Genomic DNA, 23,525 nt, shown 5'->3' with positions numbered 1-23,525 from the left:
TCGAAGGTACCGCAACAGTTGGCCGGAAATTAGCCATCGGCGTAATGAGTCCCGAATCGGTCGGCATCGGCTGTAATGATCTTGGCGGCGGACTCGACGTATTCAGCACTATGCGGGTGTTGGAAATGGTCCCCGCCCTGGCCTCGTTCGTGGTCCCCGGACCGGCGCGCGACAGCGTATCCGCCGGTCCTCGGGCGTTTTGAGTTCCTGAAATGAACGACATTTTGCGGAGGTCGAAATGCGCCAATCGAAGAGTGGCATCGAAAGCGATCCCGACCGTTCCAAATCGTTGCCATCAGGCACATTTCAATCCTCCAGTCAATCCTCCGAGCACACACATTCGGGTAACATTTCCAGCACGCCCAGCAGTAATGCATCGCCGGCCGATATTCTTCCGCTGACGTCGGCGCAGCGGGGAATCTGGTTTGCCCAGCATCTCGCGGAATCCACGCCGATATCTGTCGCCCAATACGTCGAGATCGTCGGCGAGTTGGATGCGGAACTACTTGCCGAGGCATGCCGAACCGCCGGTCGGGAGTTCGGATCGGGACATATGCGCCTGATCGAGGTCGACGGAGAGCCCTGCCAGTTCGTCGACGAGGAAAATGGCGGCCCGGTGTCGGTCACGGACCTGCGCCGGCACGTCGATCCCGTTGCGACTGCGCACAGAATGATGGTCGAGGATTATTCCGCTCCACTGGACCTGCTGAACGACCACCTCATGACGAGCATCGTGTTCCAGGTCGGTGAGGACCATTACCTGTGGTATCAGCGCGCACACCATATCGCGCTCGACGGATTCGCCGCGGTAACAATGCTGCATCGGATGACCGAGCTGTACAACGCTTGGGTGAAGTCCGAGGAGCCGGCGCCGTGCCAGGCACAGGACCTGCGGGAAGTCGTCGAGCAAGATCTGGCGTACCGCGATTCGACGCGTCTCGACAATGACCGCGAACACTGGATGGAGCACCTGGCGGGCGCACCTCCCGTCGTCAGCCTGGCCGACCGCGTGAGCAAACCCACCATTCATCCCACGCTGGTCAGCACAGAGCTGGCGGACGACACCGCGGAGCTACTCGAAAACGTCGCGCTCGAGCACGAGTCGAGCGTGACTCCGATCATCGTTGCGGCGTTCGCGGCTTATCTCGCGCGGATGACCGGAAGCGATGAGGTATTGCTGAGCCTGCCTGTTTCGGGTCGGCACTCTGCCGTGCTGCGCCGTTCCGGAGGGATGGTGGCAAATGTGGTCCCGCTGCGAGTACAGGTCGCCAGCCAAAGCGTCGGTGAACTGATCGCCGCGGTCAAAAGCGAGTTGACGAGTGCACTCCGGCGGCAGCGCTACCGCCAAGAGGACATATTCCATGACATGGGGATTGCGCGCGACGAGGCGGCATCGTTCGGGCCGGCCGTGAACCTCATGATGGTCGAGAACGAGGTTGTACTGGGCAACACGACAGGCCGCCTGCACGTACTCACCTCAGGACCCACCGCCGACCTCTTCGTCAATATCTACCCGGGCGCGGGCAGAGAGAGCACCCATATCGACTTCCAGGGGAATCCGAATTCGTACAGCCCTGAAGAGCTCACTGATCACCATCGACGGTTCCGCATGTTCATGCACGAATTCCTCGCCGGCGGACCGGAATGCAAGGTCAGCAGACTGCCGCTACTCGAAATTCAGGAACGCTCTGCGCTACTACCTGTGCGAGGGCCCAGCGCGGTCGAAACACGGCTGCTTCCAGAGATTCTCACCGAAAGCGCGCGCCGGAACCGTAGCGGGTGCGCGATCGTCTCGGGCGGCAAGACGATGACATACGGCGAGCTGGACACCAGATCCTCGGAGCTGGCCCGGCATCTGATCGCTCTGAAGTGTGGTCCGGACACGGCGGTGGCGATCATGCTGCGACGCTCGGTCGAATCCGTCGTGGCGACATGGGCGGTCGCGAAGAGCGGGGCGGCGTTCGTCCAGCTGGCCCCCGAGTACCCGTCGAAGCGGATAGACCACATGGTTGCCGACAGCGGCGCGACCGTGGCGATCACGGTCGACGCCCTGCGCGGGCGGCTCCCGCGGGGGATTCACCATGTGGTTCTCGACGACCCCGCAACCCTGGCCGACTGCGACACCGCGAACGGGCCGATTTCCGATGCAGACCGCATCCGCCCACTACGACCGTCCAACGTCGCCTATATGACCTACACCTCGGGATCCACCGGAGCGCCGAAAGGCGTGCAGGTCACGCACACCGGCCTCGCAAATCTCGCTGCCGATCGCGCCGCGACCTACGGCATCGACACGAAATCCCGTGTGTCCTATGCCCTCTCGCCCAGTTTCGACGCCTCCCTGGAACAGTTTCTGACTTGCTTCGCGAACGGATCCACGTTGGTGATCGTGCCGCCCGAGGTGACCGGCGGTGAGGCGCTCACACAACTGCTCGCCGATGAGCACGTGACCCACCTGACACTGACACCCACGATGCTGGCCACGGTCGACCCCCAGCTGCCGACCGACGTGCAGGTGGTCGTGGTCGGGGGCGACGTATGCCCACCACACCTCGTCGAACGGTGGACCCTATCGGCGTCCATGTACAACGAGTACGGTCCCACCGAATCCACCGTGACCGCCGTCGGCGCCATGCTGAGACCCGGCCGCGCCCACACGATCGGTGGCCCCATCCGTGGCGTCTCGGCCATGGTGCTGGACCGGACGCTGCAGCCGGTGCCCAGGGGCACCGCGGGCGAGTTGTACCTCGCCGGGTCGGGATTGGCCCGGGGATACAGCCATCTGTTCGTCGAGACCGCCGCCCGGTTCGTCGCCGATCCGTACGGCGGCACCGGCGCGCGCATGTACCGCACCGGCGACATCGCGCGCTGGACCGGCGAGAACGGCGAGACGACGCTGGAGTTGATGGGCCGCAGCGACTTCCAGATCAAGATCCGCGGATACCGGATCGAACCGGGTGAAGTCGACGCCGCGCTCACCACACACGACGACGTGGATCTGTGTGTCACGGTGCCGGTGGAGAACAACGTCGGCACGACCGTGCTGGCGTCCTATGTCGTTCCGGTCGGCGGCCGCCAGATCGATCCGGTCGAAATCCTGCGCTTCGCTCGCAATTCGCTACCGCCGCATATGGTCCCGGCGGTGGTCCTCCCGTTGGACAGCCTCCCGGTGAACGCCTTCGGCAAGCTCGATCGCCGCGCTCTGCCGAAGCCCGAATTCGGGACCGCGCCGGTCGGGCGGGCACCGGCCACGGCCCGGGAAAAGACGATCGCACGGTTGTTCACCGAGGTGCTCGGCGTGCCCCGGGTCGGGGCGGACGACAGCTTCTTCGCCCTCGGCGGCGACAGCATTCTGTCGATCCGGCTGGTGGCGGGGGCCAAGGCCGAGGGTCTGAGCTTCTCCACACAGGACGTGTTCGTGCACAAGACCGTTGCGGGCCTGGCGGCCACGGCGACGGAAGTCGGCGATACTCCCGGCTTGGCCGAGTTGCCCGGTGGCGGCGTCGGACCGATGCCGTTGTCGCCGATCATGCACGCCATGCTGGATCGGGGTCATTACGACCGATTTGCGCAGGCCGCGCTGGTACAGCTGCCCGAGGGGGTCGATCGAGCGGGTCTGGTGCGCGCGCTGGGATCCCTGCTGGACCGCCACGACATGCTGCGCGCGGTATTGCGCGGCGGCGATTCGGCCGATCGGTTCGTCGAGGTCCTCGACCGGGAAGCGGTCGACCCGGAGGCCGCGCTCGTCGAAGTCCGGATCGATCGACGTGACGCCGCCGACGTCGACCGGCACCTGAACCGAGCCGCGGATCGACTGGACCCGAGTAACGGTGTGCTCGTGCAGGCCGTCTGGATTCACGATCGCAGCGGCTCTGGACCCGACCTGATGTGGCTGGTGATCCACCATCTCGCGGTCGACGCGGTGTCGTGGCGCATCATCCTCACCGACCTCGCGCAGGCCTGGGCGCAGGTCTCCGCCGGCGGCGAGCCGCATTTCGGCCCGGTCACCACCTCGTTTCGGCGGTGGGCGCACGGCTTGGTCGAGCAGGCGCCGGGCAGGCGGGCGGCGGAGCTCGACCTGTGGAAAGACGTCCTCCAGCGCGGCGATCAGCTACTCGGATCGCGTCGTCTGATCCCGGATCGTGACATCGGGGCCACGGCGGGCCGGGTCGATCAGCGTATCCCGGCAGCGGTTGCCGAGGCGGTGCTCACTACCATCCCGGACCGCTTCCACTGCAGTGCCAACGATCCGCTGGTGGCAGCCCTGGTGCTCGCCCTCGGTGAGTGGCGGCGCAGGCGTGGTACCGCCGGGGCGGCCGGAGAGTTGATCTCGTTGGAAGGACACGGCCGTGAGGAGTCGGCCGTACCAGGCGCCGATCCGAGCGCCACCGTCGGCTGGTTCACCACCCGCTTCCCGGTCCGGATCGACTGGGAGAAGGTCGATCTCGATGATGCGCTGGCCGGCGGCGTGAGTGCGGGACTGGCGATAAAGCAGGTGAAGGAGCAGCTGCGCGCGGTGCCCGGCAACGGCATCGGCTATCAGGTACTGCGTCATCTCGACTCCCAGGCGCGCGCTGAGCTCGCAGACCTGCCCGAACCTCAGGTCAGCTTCAACTACCTCGGGCGGGTGGGTTCCGGTGAACGCTCGGGGCCCTGGGCACCTACCACCGAATTCACCGCACTGACCGCGACGAGCGATCCGGCGATGGCGCTGCCGGCCGTGCTCGATGTCAATGCGATCGCCGAAGAAGGCCACGACGGGCTCGAACTGGCCGCGACCTGGGAGTTCGCCTCACAGGTGCTGACGGGTGAGGAGGTCGACGAGCTCGCCGGACTGTGGGCTCGAGCCCTGGGGGCGCTGGCCGATCACGTCCGGTCCGGAACCACCTACAGCTTCACGCCATCCGACTTCCCGCTCACCGCGGTATCGCAGGACGATGTCGACCGCTGGCTGCGGGAATACCCGTCGATGACCGATGTGTGGCCGCTCACCGCCTTGCAGTCCGGCCTGCTGTTCCACACGATCTACGACCCGGACGGCGTCGACGGCTACATCGTGCAGGCAGCGCTGACGTTCGCCGGGCAGGTGGATGGGGACCGGATGCGGCGGGCCGCGCAGGTGCTCATCGACCGGCACGACAGTCTGCGGACCGCGTTCGTCGAGAGTGACGATGGGCCACGGCAGATCGTATTGCGCGACACTACCGTCGATTGGAGCGAGTCGAATATCAGCCGTGTCGGCCGGCAGGCGGAAGCACTGCGGCGACTCGCGACGGCGGCCGCGGCTCCGTTCGATCCGGCCCGCCCGCCGCTGGTGCGTTTCCACCTCGTCCGCACCGGCGTCGATATGTTCCAGTTGCTGGTCACCAACCACCACCTCGTGCTCGACGGCTGGTCGATGCCCCTGCTGATCCACGAGCTACTCGCGTTGTACATATCCGACTGCGATACGGCCCAGCTCGCGCCCGCTCGTTCGTACCGTGAGTATCTGCAGTGGCTGCAGGCTCAGGACCGAGACGCCGCGACCGCCGCGTGGCGGGAGATGCTCGCCGGAATCGACAGTCCGACGCGGGTCACGAACGGGCCGGATCGGACCGTCACCGCGCACGCCGACGAAGTCGGCCTGAACCTGGACGCCGAAACCACCGCCGCGATTCTCGACCTCGGCCGCTCGCATGGCGTCACCCCCAACACGGCCCTGCACGTAGCGTGGGCATTGCTGGTGGCCGTCCAGGCCGGACGGCCGGACGTGGTGTTCGGCAATACGGTGTCGAACCGCCCGCCGCGGATTCCGGATGTCGAGCGCATGGTCGGGCTCATGGTCAACACGCTGCCCGTCCGCGTCCGGCTCGAACCCGACGAGACCGTCGGCGACCTGCTCGTCCGCGTGCAATCCGAGCAGGCGGCGATGCTGGATCACCAGCACATCGGCCTGGCGGAGCTGCAGCGGGCTGCCGGCATCACCGACATGTTCGATACCGCGACGGTGCTCGAGTCCTATCCGTTCGACCAGGAACTGCTGGCACACGATCTCTCCGACGCCGGATTGCGGCTCGTCGAGATCGTCGCGCACGATGCCACGCCGTATCCGCTGAGCCTGCAGGTGACCCCGCCGCGGTCGAGTCGCGACGGCGGACCGGACACCGGCGAGCCCGGAACCTACACGGTGACACTGAAATTCGCCACCGATCGATTCGACTCGGACGAGGCCCGTACGCTGCTGGAACGATTCGAGTTGCTGCTCACGCAGATCGTCGGCGATCCCGCCCGGAAGGTCTCCTCGATCTCCTCCTGCTGGGATTCCGAACGCGCGCAACTGCTTTCGGTCGGCGGCGAGCAGCCGGCCGCGGACCTCGTGCTCCGCGACATCCTGTCGGGGACGGCGCGGAGGTATCCGGATGCCGTGGCTGTCCGGTGCGGTGACACCACGTGGACCTATCGTGAGCTGGAGCGTCGCGCCGACGCGTTCGCTCGCCTGCTGGTCGGCCGCGGTGCTCGTGCCGAGTCGATCGTCGCCTTGGCCCTGCCCCGCTCGGCCGAACTCGTCGTCGCGATCTGGGCGGTGGCGAAAACAGGTGCCGCCTTCCTGCCGTTGGATCCCGGCAATCCCGCCGCGCGGCTCGGGGAGTTGCTGTCCGACTCGCGGACCACGCTGGGTGTGACGACAAGTGCTGTGGCACAGCAGCTTCCGGACACCGTCGACTGGTTGATCCTGGATGCTGCCACATCGGACGCTCACGAGGGTCTCCCCCACCCGTCCGGTGCGGCCGGGGGCGACCGCCTGTCGGCCGACAATGCGGCATACGTGATCTACACGTCCGGATCGACCGGCACACCGAAGGCGGTCCACCTCAGCCATCGAGGTCTGGCCGATCTGGTCGCGGCGCAGGCCGACGCCTTCGCGCCGACTCCGGATTCGGTGGTGTTGCAGGTCGCGTCGCCGGGATTCGACGCCTGCGTGTCGGAGCTGCTGTTGGCGCACAGCAGCGGCGCCTGTCTCATGGTGGCGCCACCGGAGGCGTACGCCGGGACCGACCTCGAGGAATTGCTTCGGTCGCAGCAGGTTTCGCACGCGATCATCACCCCGTCCGTGCTCCACACCATGGATCCGTCCCGGATGCCGTCGCTGACATCGCTCGCGGTCGTCGGTGAAGCGGTCGGGCCGGACACCGTCAACCGGTGGGCCCCGGGGCGACGGCTGATGAATCATTACGGACCGACCGAGTGCACGATCTGGGCAACGGGGTCGGATGCCCTCGCACCCGGCGACCCGGTGACGATCGGTGGCCCGATCCGGGGCGCGTCCGCGATGGTGCTCGACCCGTGGCTGCGACCGGTGCCGGTCGGTGTCGCGGGCGAACTCTATATCGGCGGGCCCGGACTCGCCCGCGGATACGTCGGTCGACGGGGCGTGACCGCGTCGCGCTTCGTCGCGGATCCGCGGTCCACCCGCGGCGAGCGGATCTACCGCACCGGTGATTCCGTGCGCTGGGTGCGCGGACCCGCCGGGTTGGCGCTGGAATACCTGGGCCGCTGCGATCAACAGGTCAAGATTCACGGCCTGCGGATCGAGCCGGGGGAAATCGATGCGCAGGTGGCCCGGCGCCCGGACGTGGCGAGCGTCGCCACCGTGGCAGTGCAAGGGCCTGCCGGCGAACCGGTTCTGGTGTCCTATGTCGTCTCCGCGCCGGGTGCTGCCGTCGATGTGGCGGCCATCGAAGGCGATCTCGCGGGCAGGCTGCCGCGCTATATGAATCCCGCGGCGATCGTGCGGCTGGAGGAGATGCCGCGCACGCCCACGGGCAAGGTCGATCGGAAAGCCTTGCAGCAGCGCGCCTTCGATGCCGGCGCCACGGGCGGCAGACCGCCCTCGACGCCTACGGAGCGAGTCGTGGCGAAACTCTTCGCCGATGTGCTCCATCTCGACACCGTGTCCGCCGACAGCAACTTCTTCGCCCTCGGTGGGGACAGCATCGTCTCGATGCGGCTGGTGGCGCTGGCGAGATCCGCCGGGCTCACGCTCACGCCGCGAGATGTGTTCGAAGGTAAGACAGTTGCGGCTCTCGCCGTGATGGCGGGCGGCGATGCGGCTCCGGAGGCCATCGAGGAACCCTCGCGACTCCCGAAAGCCGATCACTCGTATCGCGCCTCGGATTCTTCGCTCGTCGCGCTCACGCAGCAGGACATCGATCGGCTCGAGCAGCAGTACCCCGGGCTGTCCGATGTATGGCCGTTGTCGCCCATGCAATCCGGGATGCACTTCGACTCGACGTTCGATCCGGATGCGGCGGACAACTACACCGTCCAGACGATGATCGGATTTTCCGGCGCGGTCGACGGTGAGCGCCTGCGGCGTGCCGCTCAGGCCGTGGTCGACCGGCACGACATCCTGCGGGCCGCTTTCGCGGAGACGTCGGCCGGGCCGTGCCAGATCGTGCTGGACCATGCCGAAATCGACTTCCGGGAGATCGATCTCGCCGCTGGCGGCGATGCGGGATCCCCGGCCGACCCGGAATCGATTGCCGCGGCGGACGCGGCGGCGGGATTCGACCTGTCGGCTCCCCCGCTGTTGCGCCTGACGCTCATCCGTCTCGATGCGGAGTCCTTCCGGCTGCTGGTCACGAATCACCATGTGATCCTGGACGGCTGGTCGATGCCGCTGCTGATGCGAGAACTGCTCGACTACTACGGATCTCCCGAACATATCGACTCCGCCGGACCCGCGCCCTCCTACCGCGACTATCTGGCCTGGCTGGGTCGGCAGGACAGCGCCGCATCCAAAGCGGCATGGGCGCAAGCCTTTTCGGATGTCGACGCACCCACCCGGGTGTCCCGCGACACCGACGCGACCGGCGCGGTATCCGCCGCCGAGATCGGGGCCGAGGTGACGGCGGATCGTTTCGGAGCACTCCGCCGCCTGGCGGCGGAGACGGCCGTCACCATCAATACGGCCGTGGCCGCGGCCTGGGCCCTGAATCTGCGTGTACTCACCGGCGAGACCGATGTGATCTTCGGTTCCTCGGTGTCGGGCCGCCCCCCGGAACTGCCGCTGGTCGATCAGGCGCTCGGCATGTTCCTGAATACGATTCCCGTGCGCGTCCCGCTCGAACCCACGATGACGGTCCGCGAGTTGCTGATCGGCATTCAGGCGCGGCACGCCCGCATGCTGGAGCATCACCATATCGGCCTGCCCGAGATCCACCGCAGCGCCGGCCTGCCCGCACTCTTCGACACCGCCCTCACCTTCCAGTCGTTCCCCGTCGACCGGACGGCATTGCAGCAGCTCGTCGATTCGGCGGGCCTGCGGGTGAACGAACTCAGTGAACTGGACGCGACACCGTACCCGCTGAGCCTGATCGTGGAACCCACGCAGTCCGAGCACGGCGAGCCACAAGGGCTGCGGATCACCCTCCGGTTCCATGACCGTGAATTCGACACCGTCTCGGCGCGCCGCATCCTCGACCGCTTCGTCGAGTTGCTGTGCCGGTTCGCCGCGAACGCCGATACGCGACTCGGCCAGCTACCGCTCGACGAGGAACCGCGGCCATCGTGGCCGGATTCCCGTGCGGAAGCTACGATCCCGGACACGCTGGACCGGATACTCGCCGCCTCCGCTGCCGCCGATCCCGACGCGATCGCCGTGCGATACGGCACGACCACCATGACCTACCGCCAGCTCGACGAGCGATCCACCCGTCTGGCCCGGGTCCTGCTGCGGCACGGCGCCCGGCGGGGACAGGTCGTCGCCTCCGTGCTTCCGCGTTCCCCGGCGGCGACCGTCACCCTGTGGGCCGTGGCGAAGACCGGTGCCGCATTCCTGCCGATCGATCCGGCCCTGCCCTCGGACCGGATCGAATTTCTGCTGTCCGACTCGGGAACCGTACTCGGGCTGACCGATACGTCGGCCGGGAAACGTCCTCCCGACGGAGTCGATTGGCTGATCCTCGACGAGGACCAGGCGCTCGGCACCGTGGACTCGGCGCCCGCCCTGCCGATCACCGATGCCGAACGCGGCGGGCCGATCCGGCGGGATCAGATCGCCTACGTGAGCTACACCTCCGGGTCGACCGGAACACCCAAGGGCGTACTCATCAGCCATCGCGGCCTGGCCGATATCGTCGCGGCGCAACGGCGACTGTTCGGCGCCGACCCGATGTCGGTGGTCCTGCAGGTCGCCTCGCCCAGCTTCGACGCCTCGGTGTTCGAGTTGTTGATGGCGCACGGTTCGGGCGGCCGGCTGGTCGTATCTCCCGCCGAGATCTATGCCGGGCCCCAATTGGCGGATCTGATTGCACATGAACGTATTTCGCACGCCATCGTGACCCCCTCGGCGCTGGCGACGGTCTCGCCCGACGGTCTCGACGGGCTGCGAGTGCTCGCGGCAGCCGGTGAGCCGGTCGGGACCGAACTGGTCGATCGATGGGCGCCGCACCGCACCATGGTCAATCTGTACGGGCCGACCGAGACCACGATCTGGGCTACCACCAGCGCTGCGCTGGCGCCCGGTGCCGCGATCACGATCGGCAGGCCGGTCGGTACCGTCGCGGCCGTGGTCCTGGATACCTGGCTGCGACCTGTGCCGCACGGTGTCGCGGGCGAGCTGTACCTGTTCGGCGCCGGCCTGGCCGATGGGTACGTCGCCAGGACGGGGTTGACCGCGGCGCGGTTCGTCGCATGCCCGTTCGAGGGGCCGGGTCAGCGCATGTACCGCACCGGTGACGTGGTGCGCCGCAGCGCCGATGACGAGTTTGAATTCTTGGGACGCAACGATTTTCAGGTCAAGGTGCACGGCACCAGAATCGAGCTCGGGGAGATCGACGCGGCGCTGGGCGCGCGTGCGGATGTGGCATACGCGATCACCGTGCCACGCCGCGAGGACGGCCGGTCGGTGCAGCTGGTGTCCTATGTCATGCCCGCGACCGGAAGCGAGGTATCGGGCGCGGAGTTGCGTGCGGCACTGGCCGAGACCCTGCCCCGAACCATGGTGCCGTCCGCAGTGATCGTGCTGGACGAGGTACCGCTGACCGCCAACGGGAAGCTGGATCGTGAGCGGCTGCCCGAGCCGGTTGCCGTTGTGCGCGAGTTCCGGGCACCGGCACCAGGGATGGAAAAGCTGGTCGCGCAAACATTCGAGCAGGTGCTCGACGTGGACGGGGTGGGCGCCGACGACGACTTCTTCGCGCTGGGCGGCGATTCGCTGAGTGCCTCGCTGGTGGTGGGGCGCCTGGGTGCGGCCCTGAACGTCCGCGTGCCGGTGCGATCGGTTTTCGAGGCGCCGACCGTCGCCGAATTGGCCGCGCGCACTGGGTCACTCGGCGATGGGGGCCGCTTGCCCCTGGTGTCCGGAGTGCACCCCGACCCCGTGCCGCTGTCGCTGGCGCAGCAGCGGATGTGGTTCCTGAACCGGTTCGAGCCGGATTCCCCGGCCTACAACATTCCGGTGATGCTGCGGTTGTCCGGGCGGCTGAACACCGAAGCGCTGGCGGCCGCGCTCGGGGACGTGGTCGCACGGCACGAAGTATTGCGGACGATCTATCCGGAAGTCTCCGGTGAGCCGCGGCAGGTCGTTTTCGACGAGCCCGCGGTGCCGGTGGAGCCGGTGCGGGTACCGGCTGATGCGGTCCCGGATGTGGTGGGCGAGTTCGTGCGGCGCGGATTCGATGTGACCGCCCGAGTGCCGATGCGAGTGGGATTGTTCGAGCTCGACGCCGAATCCGGCAGTGACACAGGTGAATTCCTGCTGGTGCTGGTGGTCCATCACATCGCCGGCGATGGTCAGTCGATGGGCCCACTGGCCCATGACGTGATGGTGGCGTATGCCGCGCGACTGGCCGGGCACGCGCCGGAGTGGGAGCCACTCGCGGTGCAGTACGCGGATTTCGCGTGGTGGCAGCGGCAGATGCTGGGGGCCGCAGACGATCCGGCGTCGTTGATGTCCACCCAGCTGGACTTCTGGCGCTCGACGCTCGCCGGCGCACCGGACCGGCTGGACCTCCCGGCGGACCGGCCACGCCCGGCCGTCGCATCGCTGTCGGGAGGCCGGGTACCGCTGGAGATCGGCGCGAGGCTGCACGAGCAGCTGCTCGCGCTGGCACGGGCGCGGGGATCGTCGCTGTTCATGGTGATGCATGCCGCGCTGGCAACGGTATTGGGGCGGCTCGGCAACACCGATGACGTCGTGATCGGCACCCCGATCGCGGGGCGGGGCGAGCCCGGCCTGGACGAGCTGGTGGGGATGTTCGTGAACACGCTGGCATTGCGGACCCGGGTGGATACCGGCGAGCCGTTCACCGAGTTGCTGACGCGCGCCCGGGACACGGACCTGCTGGCCTTCGAACACGCGGACGTGCCGTTCGAGCGGGTCGTGGAGGAGTTGAAGCCGGAGCGATCGGCGGCACGGCATCCGTTGTTCCAGGTGGTCCTGGCGTTCCAGAATCTGTCGAACGTCGAGGTGGCGCTGCCCGATGTCCGCGTCGCCCGGGCGGAGGTGGATACCGGGGCGACCCAGTTCGATCTGCAACTGGTGCTGTCGGAATCGTCCGATGCCGGTGTGGCGCAAGGCATCTCGGGAATGATGAGCTACGCGCGGGATCTGTTCGACGAGGCGACCGTGGCGGGAATCGCCCGGCGGCTGGTGCGGGTCCTGGAAGCCGTCGTCGACGATCCGGCCGTCGTGGTCGGGGACATCGACTGGCTGGACCCCGACGAGCGCTCGGCGCTCACCTCGCGAGTCGGGGCACGCACCTCGGCGGCGCCGGAGCCGTCCGGATTGCTGCCGGAAGTGCTCGCCTCGGCCGTCCGGGACAACGGCGACGGGATCGCCGTCGTCTCGGGAGATGCCATGTTGTCGTATGCACAGCTGGACGAGCGATCGAGCCGGCTGGCGAGGTTGCTGATCGGCCGAGGCGCCGGACCGGAGAGTTCGGTGCTGGTGGCGGCAGCGCGGTCGATGGAGTCCGTCGTCGCGTGGTGGGCGGTGGTGAAGTCGGGTGCGGCCTTCGTGCCGGTGGACCCCGCCTATCCCGAAGGCCGGATCGCGCAGATGGTGTCGGATTCTGGTGCGACGCTGGGCGTGACGGTGTCGTCGGCAGCTGCCGGGATGCCCGATACGGTGGACTGGATCATGCTCGACGACGCGGCCGTGGCCGCGCGGATCGACGGGTTGGCGAGCGGCCCGGTCGGCGATGACGAGCGACTCCGTCCGCTGCGGACCGCCAACGTTGCCTACGTGGTCTTCACCTCCGGATCCACGGGGGTGCCGAAGGGCGTCGCCGTCACCCATTCCGGTATCGCCGACTTCGTCTCGTCGCTCCGCGCCGACCTCGACCTCCGGCACACGTCCAGGGTGCTGCATTTCGCGTCGCCGTCGTTCGACGCCGCCCTGCTGGAGACCCTGATGGCGGTCAGCCGGGCCGGTGCGCTGGTCGTGGCGCCGACGGGGATCTACGGCGGCGGAGAGTTGGCCGAGCTCCTGCGCGCACAGCGGGTGACCCATGCCTTCATGACCCCTGCCGCGCTCGCGTCGGTGGATCCGGCCGGGCTGGACCACGTGCGGGTGGTGATGTCCGGCGGTGACGAGGTCCCGGCGGATCTGGTGAACCGGTGGGCGGGAACCGATCCCGCCGGCGCGCGGAAGTTCCGGGAGCTGTACGGGCCGACCGAGGCCACGATCGTCGCCACGGCGACGGGTGCGCTGCGATCGGGCGATTGGCCGACGATCGGAGCCCCGCTGCACGGCACCCAGGCGCTGGTCCTGGATGCCCGGCTGCAGCCGGTTCCGGTGGGAGTGGCCGGAGAGTTGTATCTGGCGGGCCCGGCGCTGGCGCGCGGGTACCTGGACAAGGCGGCGGTGAGTGCGGAGCGGTTCGTGGCGCACCCGTTCGGGGAACCCGGACGCCGCATGTACCGCACCGGTGATGTGGTGCGCTGGAATGCCGACGGTGACCTGGAGTTCCTGGGGCGCAACGACTTCCAGGTGAAGATCCGCGGCTACCGGGTCGAGCTCGGCGAGATCGACGCGGCGCTGGGCGCGCAGGCGGACGTGGCATACGCGATCACGACGCCGTGGCGTACCGGCACGGGTCCGGCGCAGCTGGTGTCCTATGTGGTGCCCGAAACTGGAATGAGCCTCTCGGGCGAGGAGTTGCGCGCGGCGCTGGCCGAGATGCTGCCGTCGTACCTGGTGCCCGCCGCGGTGATGATCCTCGACGCGATCCCCCTGTCGCCGAATGGAAAGCTCGACCGCGCGGCCCTGCCCGCACCCGTCGTGCAGGCCAGGCGATTCCGGGCCCCGGCGTCACCGGTGGAGGAGATAGTGGCCGGCGTGTTCGCCGACGTCCTCGGCATCGACGGTCCGATCGGCGCCGACGACGACTTCTTCGAACTGGGTGGCAACAGCCTGGTGGCGACCCGCGTCGCCGCCCGGATCGGCGCCGCACTCGACGCGACCGTCCCGGTGTCGATGATCTTCGAGGCGCCCACGGTCGCGAGGCTGGCCGTGCGCGCCGAATCGCAGGCCCACACCGGGCGGGTGGCGCTGACCGCACAGCCACGGCCGCAACGCATTCCCCTGTCGTACGCACAGCAACGGATGTGGTTCCTGAACCGGCTCGAGCCCGGCTCGGCCGCCTACAGTATTCCGATCATCCTGCGGCTGTCCGGACAGCTGGATCTCGACGCGCTGCGCGCGGCCGTCGCGGATGTGCTGAACCGGCACGAGGTTCTGCGGACCGTCTACCCGTATGCCGAGGGCGAGCCGTCGCAGGTTGTCCTCCGCACAGCCGAGGCGATTCCGCCGATCACCGCGACCCCGGTGACGGAATCGGAACTGGCCGAGTCGGTGTCGGCGTTCGTCTCGACGGTGTTCGATGTGACGGTCGACGCGCCGCTGCGGATCCGGTTGTTCGAGCTCGGGCAGCACGAGTGGGTCCTGGCCGTGGTGGCGCACCACATTTCCTGCGACGGATCGTCGCTCGGCCCGCTGGCCCGGGACATGATGACCGCGTACACCGCACACCTGCACGGGGAGACACCGAGCTGGCCGCCGCTGCCGGTGCAGTACGCCGACTACGCGATCTGGGAGCGAACGGTGCTGGGGACCGAACACGATCCCGATTCGGTGCTACGCGCCCAGATCGACTACTGGACACTAGAATTGGCGGAACTCCCGCCTTTGCTGGAGCTACCGACCGACCGGCCGCGGCCGCCGGTGCAGACCTATGCGGGCGCGACCGTACCGATCACCGTCGGTGCCGATCTGCACGCGGCGTTGCAGCAGGTCGCGCGAGCACACAACACGACGCTGTTCATGGTCTTCCACGCGGCGCTGGCCGCCACGCTGGCCCGGCTGGCCGATATGGACGACATAGCGATCGGCACTCCGTACGCGGGACGCGGCGAGCCCGAACTCGACGATCTGGTCGGGATGTTCGTCAACACCTTGGTGCTGCGGACCCGGTTGACCCCGGGGATGACGTTCACCCAGCTGCTCGAGCACGTGCGCGGGACCGATCTGGCCGCGTTCGGGCACGCCGATGTGCCGTTCGAGCGGCTGGTGCAGGAGCTGAACCCGGTGCGGTCGCACGCGCACCATCCGCTGTTCCAGGTGATGCTGGCATTCCAGAACGTCGCCAAGGCCGAGTTCGACCTTCCGGGGCTCTCGATATCGGCCGTGACAGCCGAGACCGACACCGCGCTGTTCGATCTGCTGGTCACGGTGTCGGATTCCTACGACTCCACCGGTGCCCCGGCCGGCATCAGCGGCGCGGTGACCTACGCGAGCGACCTCTTCGACGCGGCCACGGTGACCACGATCGCCGATCGCCTGCTGCGGTTGCTCGGCGCACTGGTGGCCGATTCGACGCAGCCGGTGCACGAGGTGGATCTGCTCGGCGACGATGAGCGGGAAGCCGTTCTGACGCAGTGGAATTCGACCGATCACCGGCTCCCTCCGGGCGAGACGCTCGCCTCGGTCTTCGACGACTCCGCGCGGGCGCATGCGGACCGGGCCGCGGTGATATTCGGCGAACAGTCGCTGAGCTATGCCGAATTCGCTTCTCGCGTATACCGGTTGGCGCGGTGGTTGATCGGCCGTGGAGTGGGTCCGGAGTCGTTGGTGGCGCTGCGTATGCGGCGTTCACTGGACCAGGTCACCGCCATGTACGCGGTGCACGCCGCCGGCGGCGGGTACGTGCCGGTCGATCCGGACCTGCCGGCCGACCGCATCGAGTACATGCTGTCGATCGCCGCGCCGGTGTTGGAGCTCGCGTCCCTCGATGGGCTGGAGCTGTCCGGATTCGATGACGCGCCGGTCACCGACGCCGAGCGGCTCGCATCGCTGCGACCGCACAACATCGCCTACATGCTCTTCACTTCGGGGTCGACCGGTCGGCCGAAAGGTGTTGCGGTATCGCATTGTTCGGTGGTGAACCAGCTGCGGTGGCATGCCGAGACCTACGCGTTGACGTCGAACGACGTGGTGCTGCAGAAGTCCCCGGCTACGTTCGACATGTCGGTATGGGAGCTGTTCACGACCCTGGCGATGGGCGCGCGGCTGGTGATCGCGCGCGCCGACGGGCATACCGACCTGGCCTATCTCGCCGAAACCATTGCCGCCCAGCGGGTCACGATCGCCGCGCTCGTACCGTCGATGCTGGCGGTATTCGCGGACGCGGTGCCTGCGGAGTCGCTGGAGTCGGTGCGGACGCTCCTGGTGGGTGGTGAGGCATTCGGGCCCGACGTGGTGGCCGAGGTGCGGCGAACCTTGCCCGGGGTCGAGTTGCACAACCTGTACGGGCCGACCGAGTTCACCGTGGCCGCAACCGCGCATCGGGTGATCGAATCCGACAGCGGCACCATGCCGATCGGCTCACCGGTATGGAACGCGCGGGCATACGTACTCGACGACCGGTTACATCCGGTACCGCCCGGTGTCGCCGGGGAGTTGTATCTGGCGGGCGCCCAGCTCGCGCGCGGCTATCAATCACGTCCGGGCCTGACCGCGGAACGGTTCGTGGCCGACCCGTACGGTGACGGCGGGCGCCTGTACCGCACGGGCGACCTGGTGCGCTGGCGCCACAGCGGCGAATTGGAATACCTGGGCCGCACCGATTTCCAGGTGAAGCTGCGCGGCCTGCGCATCGAACTCGGTGAAATCGAGGCCGTACTCGCCGAGCACCCGGGCGTCGCCCGCGCGATCGCCGTGGTGCACACCACCGGTACGGCGGACCATCTCGTCGGCTACGTGGTGCCCGCCGCGGGCGCGACGATCGACAGCGCGGCGGTCCTGGCGCACGCGGCAAGCGAACTGCCCGACTACATGGTGCCCACCACGGTGATGGCGCTCGACACGGTGCCCCTCACCGTGTCGGGCAAGTTGGACCGTGCGCGGCTACCGGAGCCGGTGCTCGCGGTGGGAGAGTTCAGGGAGCCCTCGTCGTGGCTGGAAGAGGAGGTCGCGCGGGCCTTCGGAGCGGTACTCGGTGTGGATCGGGTGGGCGCCGACGACGACTTCTACGCCTTGGGTGGCAACTCGCTGAAGTCGGTGCAAGTGGTGAGCGAGTTGCGCAAGGGACTCGACTACGAGGTTCCGATCAGCTGGATGCTGTCCGATCCCTGCCCGGCCGACCTGGCGAAGCGGATCGAATCCGGAATGCGCTCCGGTACCGCCGCCGAGCGGACCGACATCGGCTTCGACGTGCTGCTGCCCATCCGGACCGGCGGCGAGCGACCACCACTGTTCTGCATCCACCCGGCCCTGGGCCTGTCGTGGTGTTACCGCACATTCGACAGGTACCTCGCCGGCGGTCGGCCGATCTACGGCATTCAGGCGCCGCAGATCGGCGGCGAGGACCCCGGTCCGACGTCGATCCAGGACATGGCGGAACGCTATTTCGAGGAGATTCGCGCGGTTCAGCCACACGGCCCCTACCACCTCCTCGGCTGGTCGCTGGGCGGCGTGATCGCCCATGCGATTGCCGTCGAGATGCGCACCGCCGGTGAAGAGGTCGCGCTACTGGCACTGCTGGATGCCGAAGTGGGCGGTGTCGACGAGTCGACGGTCCGCGCCGTCACGGCCGGAGAGCTGATCAGCAATCTCGGACCGGTCATGGGCGTCGATTTCGTGAGCGCCGATGCGACCGCCGAGGAGGCCGCCGATCTGATCGAACGGCACTTCGGGGGCGGGCTGGGCATCGACGCCGCCAGGATCGAGCGCCTGACCGACGCCTACAACCTGGCGATCCGGGCAGCCAGTGCCTGGCGGCCGGCGGTCCTGGACAGCGACGTGCTCTATTTCACCGCGACACAGGACAGGCGATCCGATGCTGCGGGTCACGAGGGGTGGGCGCAGGTGGTCCGGGGTCGGATCTCGACCTTCGACATCGATGCGGCCCACCTCGCGATGACCGAACCGGGCGCGGTTGCTCAGATCGCCCGGTTTCTCAACACCCGACTGGAGCGATGACCGCGCCCTTTACGGCGAAGTGACGGGCGCGCCGGATCCATCGATCGGGCCGCCCGGCAGCGGGAGGGGCGAAGCGAGGCCCACTATCGCCCCGACCGACGCCCCGAGCGCCCCACCGAGCAGGGCAGCCGGTCCGGCGACGACGGCCACGCCGACAGCCGCGCCGAGGAGCGGGCCGGCAACCAAACCGGTTGGCAGGAAGGGGATACCGACGACGAACCCGGCGGCGGCCCCGACCAGGCCCGCACCTATCGCGACGGGCGCGGACACTCCCGCGCCGATACCTGCACCGATTGCCGCACCGACGCCCGCGTCGACGACGGCGACGGAGCATCTCTGGGGATCTACCGGGAGGTACGCGCAGAACGTCTGGACCGGTTGCTGATCCACGGCCGGCATCAAGTCCGCCGCGTCCACATTCTCGATTCCGGTCCAACCCGCGGCGGCAAGCGGATTCGCCGGGCCGATGGCTGGATCGCCGCTGCTCATATCGACCGCGGGTGCGACGTCGACCGGCGACTGGACGAGCCGAGCGAGTTCGGTCGGCAGCGCGAACGGATCCTGCCCCTGCGCGAATTGCCTCAGCGATAGCCAGTCCGCTGTCGTGGGCAGCGCGGCAGGTGGCGGCGCGGTGCCATCCGGGGATGCCGCGGCGATTCCGGTTCCGAGGATGACGGCAACCGGCAAAAAACTCGCAATCAATAGTGGACGTGAGCGGCACCAACGACTGGCTTCCGGCATTCCGCACCTCCTGGACTCAAAGCTTCTCTACATCGAGCATTTGTCGTACGGCGTAGACAGCTTAAGCGGCAGGCATGGCCAGATCGGGAAGAAATGCCGAATTCCATGCGCACCTGGCAAATCCGTGGACGTACCAGACGTTGCACAGCACCCTCCGCCATCCGAATGCACCCGGCCGATATCCCGCTAACCGCGCCAGTCGTTAGCTACCTGTCATCGAATTACTCAGTTCGAGCCAGCGCTGCGCTCCTGACCGTGGACCTGGGCCCGGGCAAGAGCTGCGCAGGATCGCAATGCCGACGACTCCCATGAGAATTGGCGGCGCCGGATTCTCATCGAGTCGCCGCTTTCTTCAGCGCCACGAAACGAGCAAGTGCCACACACGTTCCACGAAAGGTCAACGCGGAGAGACCATGTATCCGAACCGCCCGCGACCGCTGCCACATGGCTCACCGACATTCCATGGCCGGGGGTGGTTCAGATCGAGTTCACAGACGCCAATGAGGCTGTTTCCTGGACTCGCTGGAATCCATTCTGCTGCTGGCGTTGTGGATTGGAATCGGGTGGCTTCGCCGGGCATCGCACAAATGTGGCCACCCTCTCGGATGGGGATCCACAGTCGGCGGAGTGAGCGATCGGAAACACGCCCCGTCAGGTCCGAACCGCAGCGAGCGCGGGCTGGAGCAGCTGGTCTTCTTCAGTGATGCCGTGGTGGCCATTGCGATAACGCTGATCGCGTTGCCGTTGGTCGACAGCGCACGGGGCGTCGCGGATTCGAGCACCTCGAAGTTCCTGGCGGACAACAGCTATGCGCTGACAGCCGCCGGGATCAGCTTCGTCGTCATCAGTGCCTTCCGGCGGGATCATCATCGCCTGTTCGAGCGTGCCACGGGGTATACGGCCTTGCTGATTCGCGTGAACATGTTGTGGCTGATCGCAATTGTCGCGATTCCGGTGGCCACCGTGCTCGACGTCTACGCTCACCAGGATCGGGCCTTACGCACCCTCGGCCCCAACTGGCCTGCATGCCGCTAGCGGTTGGAGCGGAAGATGGGCCAGCCGACCTCCGTCACCATGTCGTGCTCGCTGGCCACGTCCAAGGGGCTGCGCAGGTAGTACTCGCGCAGCGGGCCGTCGACGCCGATCTCGTGACGTGCTGCGTAGGTGCCAAGATCGCCGTAGGTGAGGTCGATGGTGTCCAGGGGGCCATGGTGGACGGCGATCGCGAGCTCCGCGCCGGGCACGACCAGCGGGCCGACGCGACCGACCGGGCGCACGTCCGGGTCGGTATGGATGAACACGATCGCCTCACCGCGCTCGTTCACGAGCAGCTCGCTCGCGAACAACCCGCTGATCGGGCCGGTGCGACGCAGGCGCCGGGCGGTGACGAAGCCGTGCAGTTCGCCGAGGGCACCCTGCCACCAGCTCAGCACGTCGTGCCGGTCGACGATCTCGCGGATCCCGATCGCCGGCAGCTCCGGGACCGTGCGGTACTCGATGGTGGGCCCGCGCTCGGGGCGGACCAGCAGCTCGCGTAGCGATTCCACGGCGCTCTGGGCCTGAGCGAGCCTGTCTTCCAACCGCGCGAGGTGCGCACTGATCAGTTCGTTGCGAGTGGTCACATCCTGGGTGGCCAGCACGGCTTTCACATCGGCCAGGGGCATCTCCAGATCGCGCAGGCGACGAATCACCTGCGCCGTGGGCACCTGGTCGAGGGAGTAGTACCGATAGCCCGTATCGGAGGCAACCTCGGCCGGCGCGAGCAACCCCACGTCGTGGTAGTGCCGCAGCGTCTTGATGCTCAGATGCGACACGCGGGAGAACTCGCCGACCGTCAGCCCTGTCTGCATGACTGCCAGTATCAACCCTCCCCCTACCGGAGGGTCCAGCAGAAGATCATCGCTGACTCTCCCGTTGCCGTAGCGCCCAACGTATTCGGTGCGGACATTCCGGGAGAAGGCCTCGAGCACGAAGGGTGCGAAGAAATCCGCATCCTGCGCGATCAGGACGACGCCGACCATGCTTCCACCGCTGATTGTCGGTCTCGGCCTGGGCTAGCCTTTGATCAGGTTGATGGAGCGGGCCGGGCGGGTACGAAACGAACCGAAGGAGCTCTCGACATGGCAACGCATACGCACATGACCGGGACCGAGGCAGCCGACCGGCTCGCTATCCGTGAACTCATCGACGCCTACGCGCATTACGCCGACCGGCGTGATGCCAAGGGACAGATGGCCTTGTTCACCGAGGACACGCATTTCGTCGTCTTCATGGATGCGCGCAGCCCTGAACCGTCACACGAACTGCACGGCCGCGCGTCCCTGGCACCCGTATTCGACGCCCTCAACGCCTACGCCGCCACAATGCATTTCAACGGACAGAGCACGGTCGACCTATCCGGTGAACGCGCGACGGGCGTCACCTACTGCATGGCCCAGCACCTGACCGAGAACGAGGACGGGTCCCGCACCATCATGACGGCCTGGATCCGCTACCTCGACACCATGATCAAGCAGGACGGCGTCTGGCTGTTCGCCGAACGCAACCTCATGGTCGACTGGACCGACACGCGCCCCAGCTCCCCCTGAGTCCCGCGGCACATCGGTCAGACGCGGAATCTCCACTTGTGCAATCTATTTCGTCACGTTCAGGGTCACTGCGAAACCTGGCGGTAGTAGAGGGCCATGCGCGCGATGTGGTCGCCGTCGCCCGCGACGGTCAGATGGTCCATGGCGTATTGGACCGTGTCGTAGCCGTCGACTCGCGCTTGGAGTTCGAAGGCGATTCGGTTGTCCTGCTCGATCCACCCGGTGGCGGTGACCCGGGGAGTGACCGCGAGGATGGTCTTCTCGTAGAAGCCGCGAATCTGCTCGGAACCGGCGAAATGCCCGAACGGATTGAGCAGCTCGGCATTGTCGGCGAACAGTGCGACGATGCCATCGAGGTCACCGGCGTTGACCCTGTCCACATAGCGGTCGGCGAGTTGTCGAGCTTTGCCCATGGAAACAACTTCCTTCTGCGCGAGGGTCTGGTTGACGAGTGCCGCAGGGCAGCAATGGATTCGGTCAGCGTGCGGTCATGCGCAGCGGCAGGTGACGCAGTCCGGTGTGGCGGCTGCTGCGTGTCCACTCGACCGGTCCGGCGAGTTCGAAGCCGTCGAAGCGGGCGAACAGCTCCTCGAATACGACCCGCATCTCCAACCGGGCCAGATGCGCGCCGAGGCAGAAATGGATGCCCTGTCCGAATCCCAAGTGCGGGTTCGGGTCTCGATGGATATCGAAGCGGTCGGCATGGTCGAATCGGAGCTCGTCACGGTTGGCCGAGGCCTCCCAGACCAATACTTTCTGGCCCGGTTCCAGCCGGTGCCCGGCCAGTTCGGCAGGGCGGGTGACGGTGCGGCGTTTGGACGGAGACGGCGCGGTCCAGCGCACGATCTCCTCGATGGCGACCGGCAGCAGTTCCGGGTTGTCACGCAATTCGGCCAGCTGCGAAGGGTTTTCGATCAGCGCGAGAAGTCCGGCCGCGATGGCGTTGCGGGTGGTGTCGGAGCCGCCGGAGAACAGCAGATTGAAGAACGATCGCAATTCCTCGTCGGACAGACGCGGCGGGTCCTCGTCCGGCATCTCCGCGTGGACGACCAGCGACAGCATGTCCGCGCCCGGATCTGCCCGGCGCTGGGCGATCTGGGCCAAGCCGTACTCGTAGAGCTCCCCCATCGCCGCCGTCCGTTCTGGGCTCATGGTCAGGTAGTCCTGGCCGTCGGGAATATCGAAGACATGCTCGATGAGCCCGAACAGGCGGTGACGATCCGCCTCGGGGATGCCGAGCAGGAAGCAGATCGCCTGCATCGGAAGCTCGGCCGCGATCTCGGTGAGAAAGTCGTGGTCGCCGCCACTGACGACGGTGTCCAGCAAGCGCCCGGTACGCGCCCGCAGATCCTCTTCCAGGTTGCGAACCGTCCTGGGCGTCAAGCCTTTCGACACCAGACGCCGAATCCTGGAGTGCCGCGGATCGTCCATCATGTTCAACACCACGCCCGCCATCGGCAGGTCCTGCAGCACGGTGCCGCCGTAGGGCCGGTCGCCGCCGGTCTCGGAGGAGTAGGTCGCGGGACTGGTCAGGACCTCCTTGGTCTCGGCGTAGGTCGCCACCGACCAGAACCCCTCACCGTCGGGGGTGTGCGCAGTGGGCTCGTGCCAGTACACCGGAGATTCGGTGCGGTGCAGGGCGAACAGGCCGTGCGGGAAGCCCGCGGCGAAGTTGTCCAGATCGGTGAGATCCACGGACGAGAGCGACTCAGCCATGTGTTACAAGCTATACA

7 protein-coding genes are annotated in these 23,525 nt (G+C 67.4%); 3 read left to right on the top strand and 4 right to left on the bottom strand.

Translation table 11 applies throughout. From position 1 onward, the window contains the following. Positions 1-238 precede the first annotated feature (238 nt). On the top strand, positions 239-18,463 hold the full coding sequence (locus ACFXHE_RS32525) for an amino acid adenylation domain-containing protein (protein WP_379388397.1): 18,225 nt from the start codon (positions 239-241) through the stop codon (positions 18,461-18,463). Positions 18,464-18,472: 9 nt separating this feature from the next. Here the strand turns inward: ACFXHE_RS32525 and ACFXHE_RS32520 are convergent, their stop codons facing one another. Next, complete coding sequence (locus ACFXHE_RS32520) at positions 18,473-19,165, bottom strand: hypothetical protein (protein ID WP_379388396.1); 693 nt, start codon at positions 19,163-19,165, stop codon at positions 18,473-18,475. A 666-nt stretch (positions 19,166-19,831) separates the two neighbouring features. On the opposite strand from ACFXHE_RS32520, the gene ACFXHE_RS32515 reads away from it, so the two are divergent. Next, on the top strand, positions 19,832-20,239 hold the full coding sequence (locus tag ACFXHE_RS32515; RefSeq protein WP_379388394.1) for a TMEM175 family protein: 408 nt from the start codon (positions 19,832-19,834) through the stop codon (positions 20,237-20,239). Here the strand turns inward: ACFXHE_RS32515 and ACFXHE_RS32510 are convergent. Beyond that, positions 20,236-21,225 (bottom strand): MerR family transcriptional regulator, encoded by a 990-nt coding sequence (locus ACFXHE_RS32510; protein WP_379388393.1) that lies wholly within the window; start codon positions 21,223-21,225, stop codon positions 20,236-20,238. The two genes, ACFXHE_RS32515 and ACFXHE_RS32510, sit on opposite strands and share 4 nt — an antisense overlap. Before the next feature lie 99 nt (positions 21,226-21,324). Here ACFXHE_RS32510 and ACFXHE_RS32505 point away from each other — a divergent pair, with 99 nt between their 5' ends. Next, a complete protein-coding gene (locus tag ACFXHE_RS32505) occupies positions 21,325-21,792 on the top strand; it encodes a nuclear transport factor 2 family protein (protein WP_379388392.1) in 468 nt (155 codons plus the stop codon). A 65-nt stretch (positions 21,793-21,857) separates the two neighbouring features. Here the strand turns inward: ACFXHE_RS32505 and ACFXHE_RS32500 are convergent, their stop codons facing one another. Next, positions 21,858-22,205, bottom strand: a complete 348-nt coding sequence (locus tag ACFXHE_RS32500; RefSeq protein WP_379388390.1) for a nuclear transport factor 2 family protein — start codon at positions 22,203-22,205, stop codon at positions 21,858-21,860. 64 nt (positions 22,206-22,269) lie between these two features. Then, entirely contained in the window at positions 22,270-23,508 is a 1,239-nt protein-coding gene (locus ACFXHE_RS32495) for a cytochrome P450 (protein ID WP_379388388.1), read from the bottom strand. Positions 23,509-23,525: the final 17 nt, after the last annotated feature.

The organism is Nocardia sp. NPDC059229, assembly GCF_042754165.1.
Classification (GTDB): Bacteria; Actinomycetota; Actinomycetes; order Mycobacteriales; family Mycobacteriaceae; genus Nocardia.
This window is presented reverse-complemented; position numbering and strand designations above follow the sequence as displayed.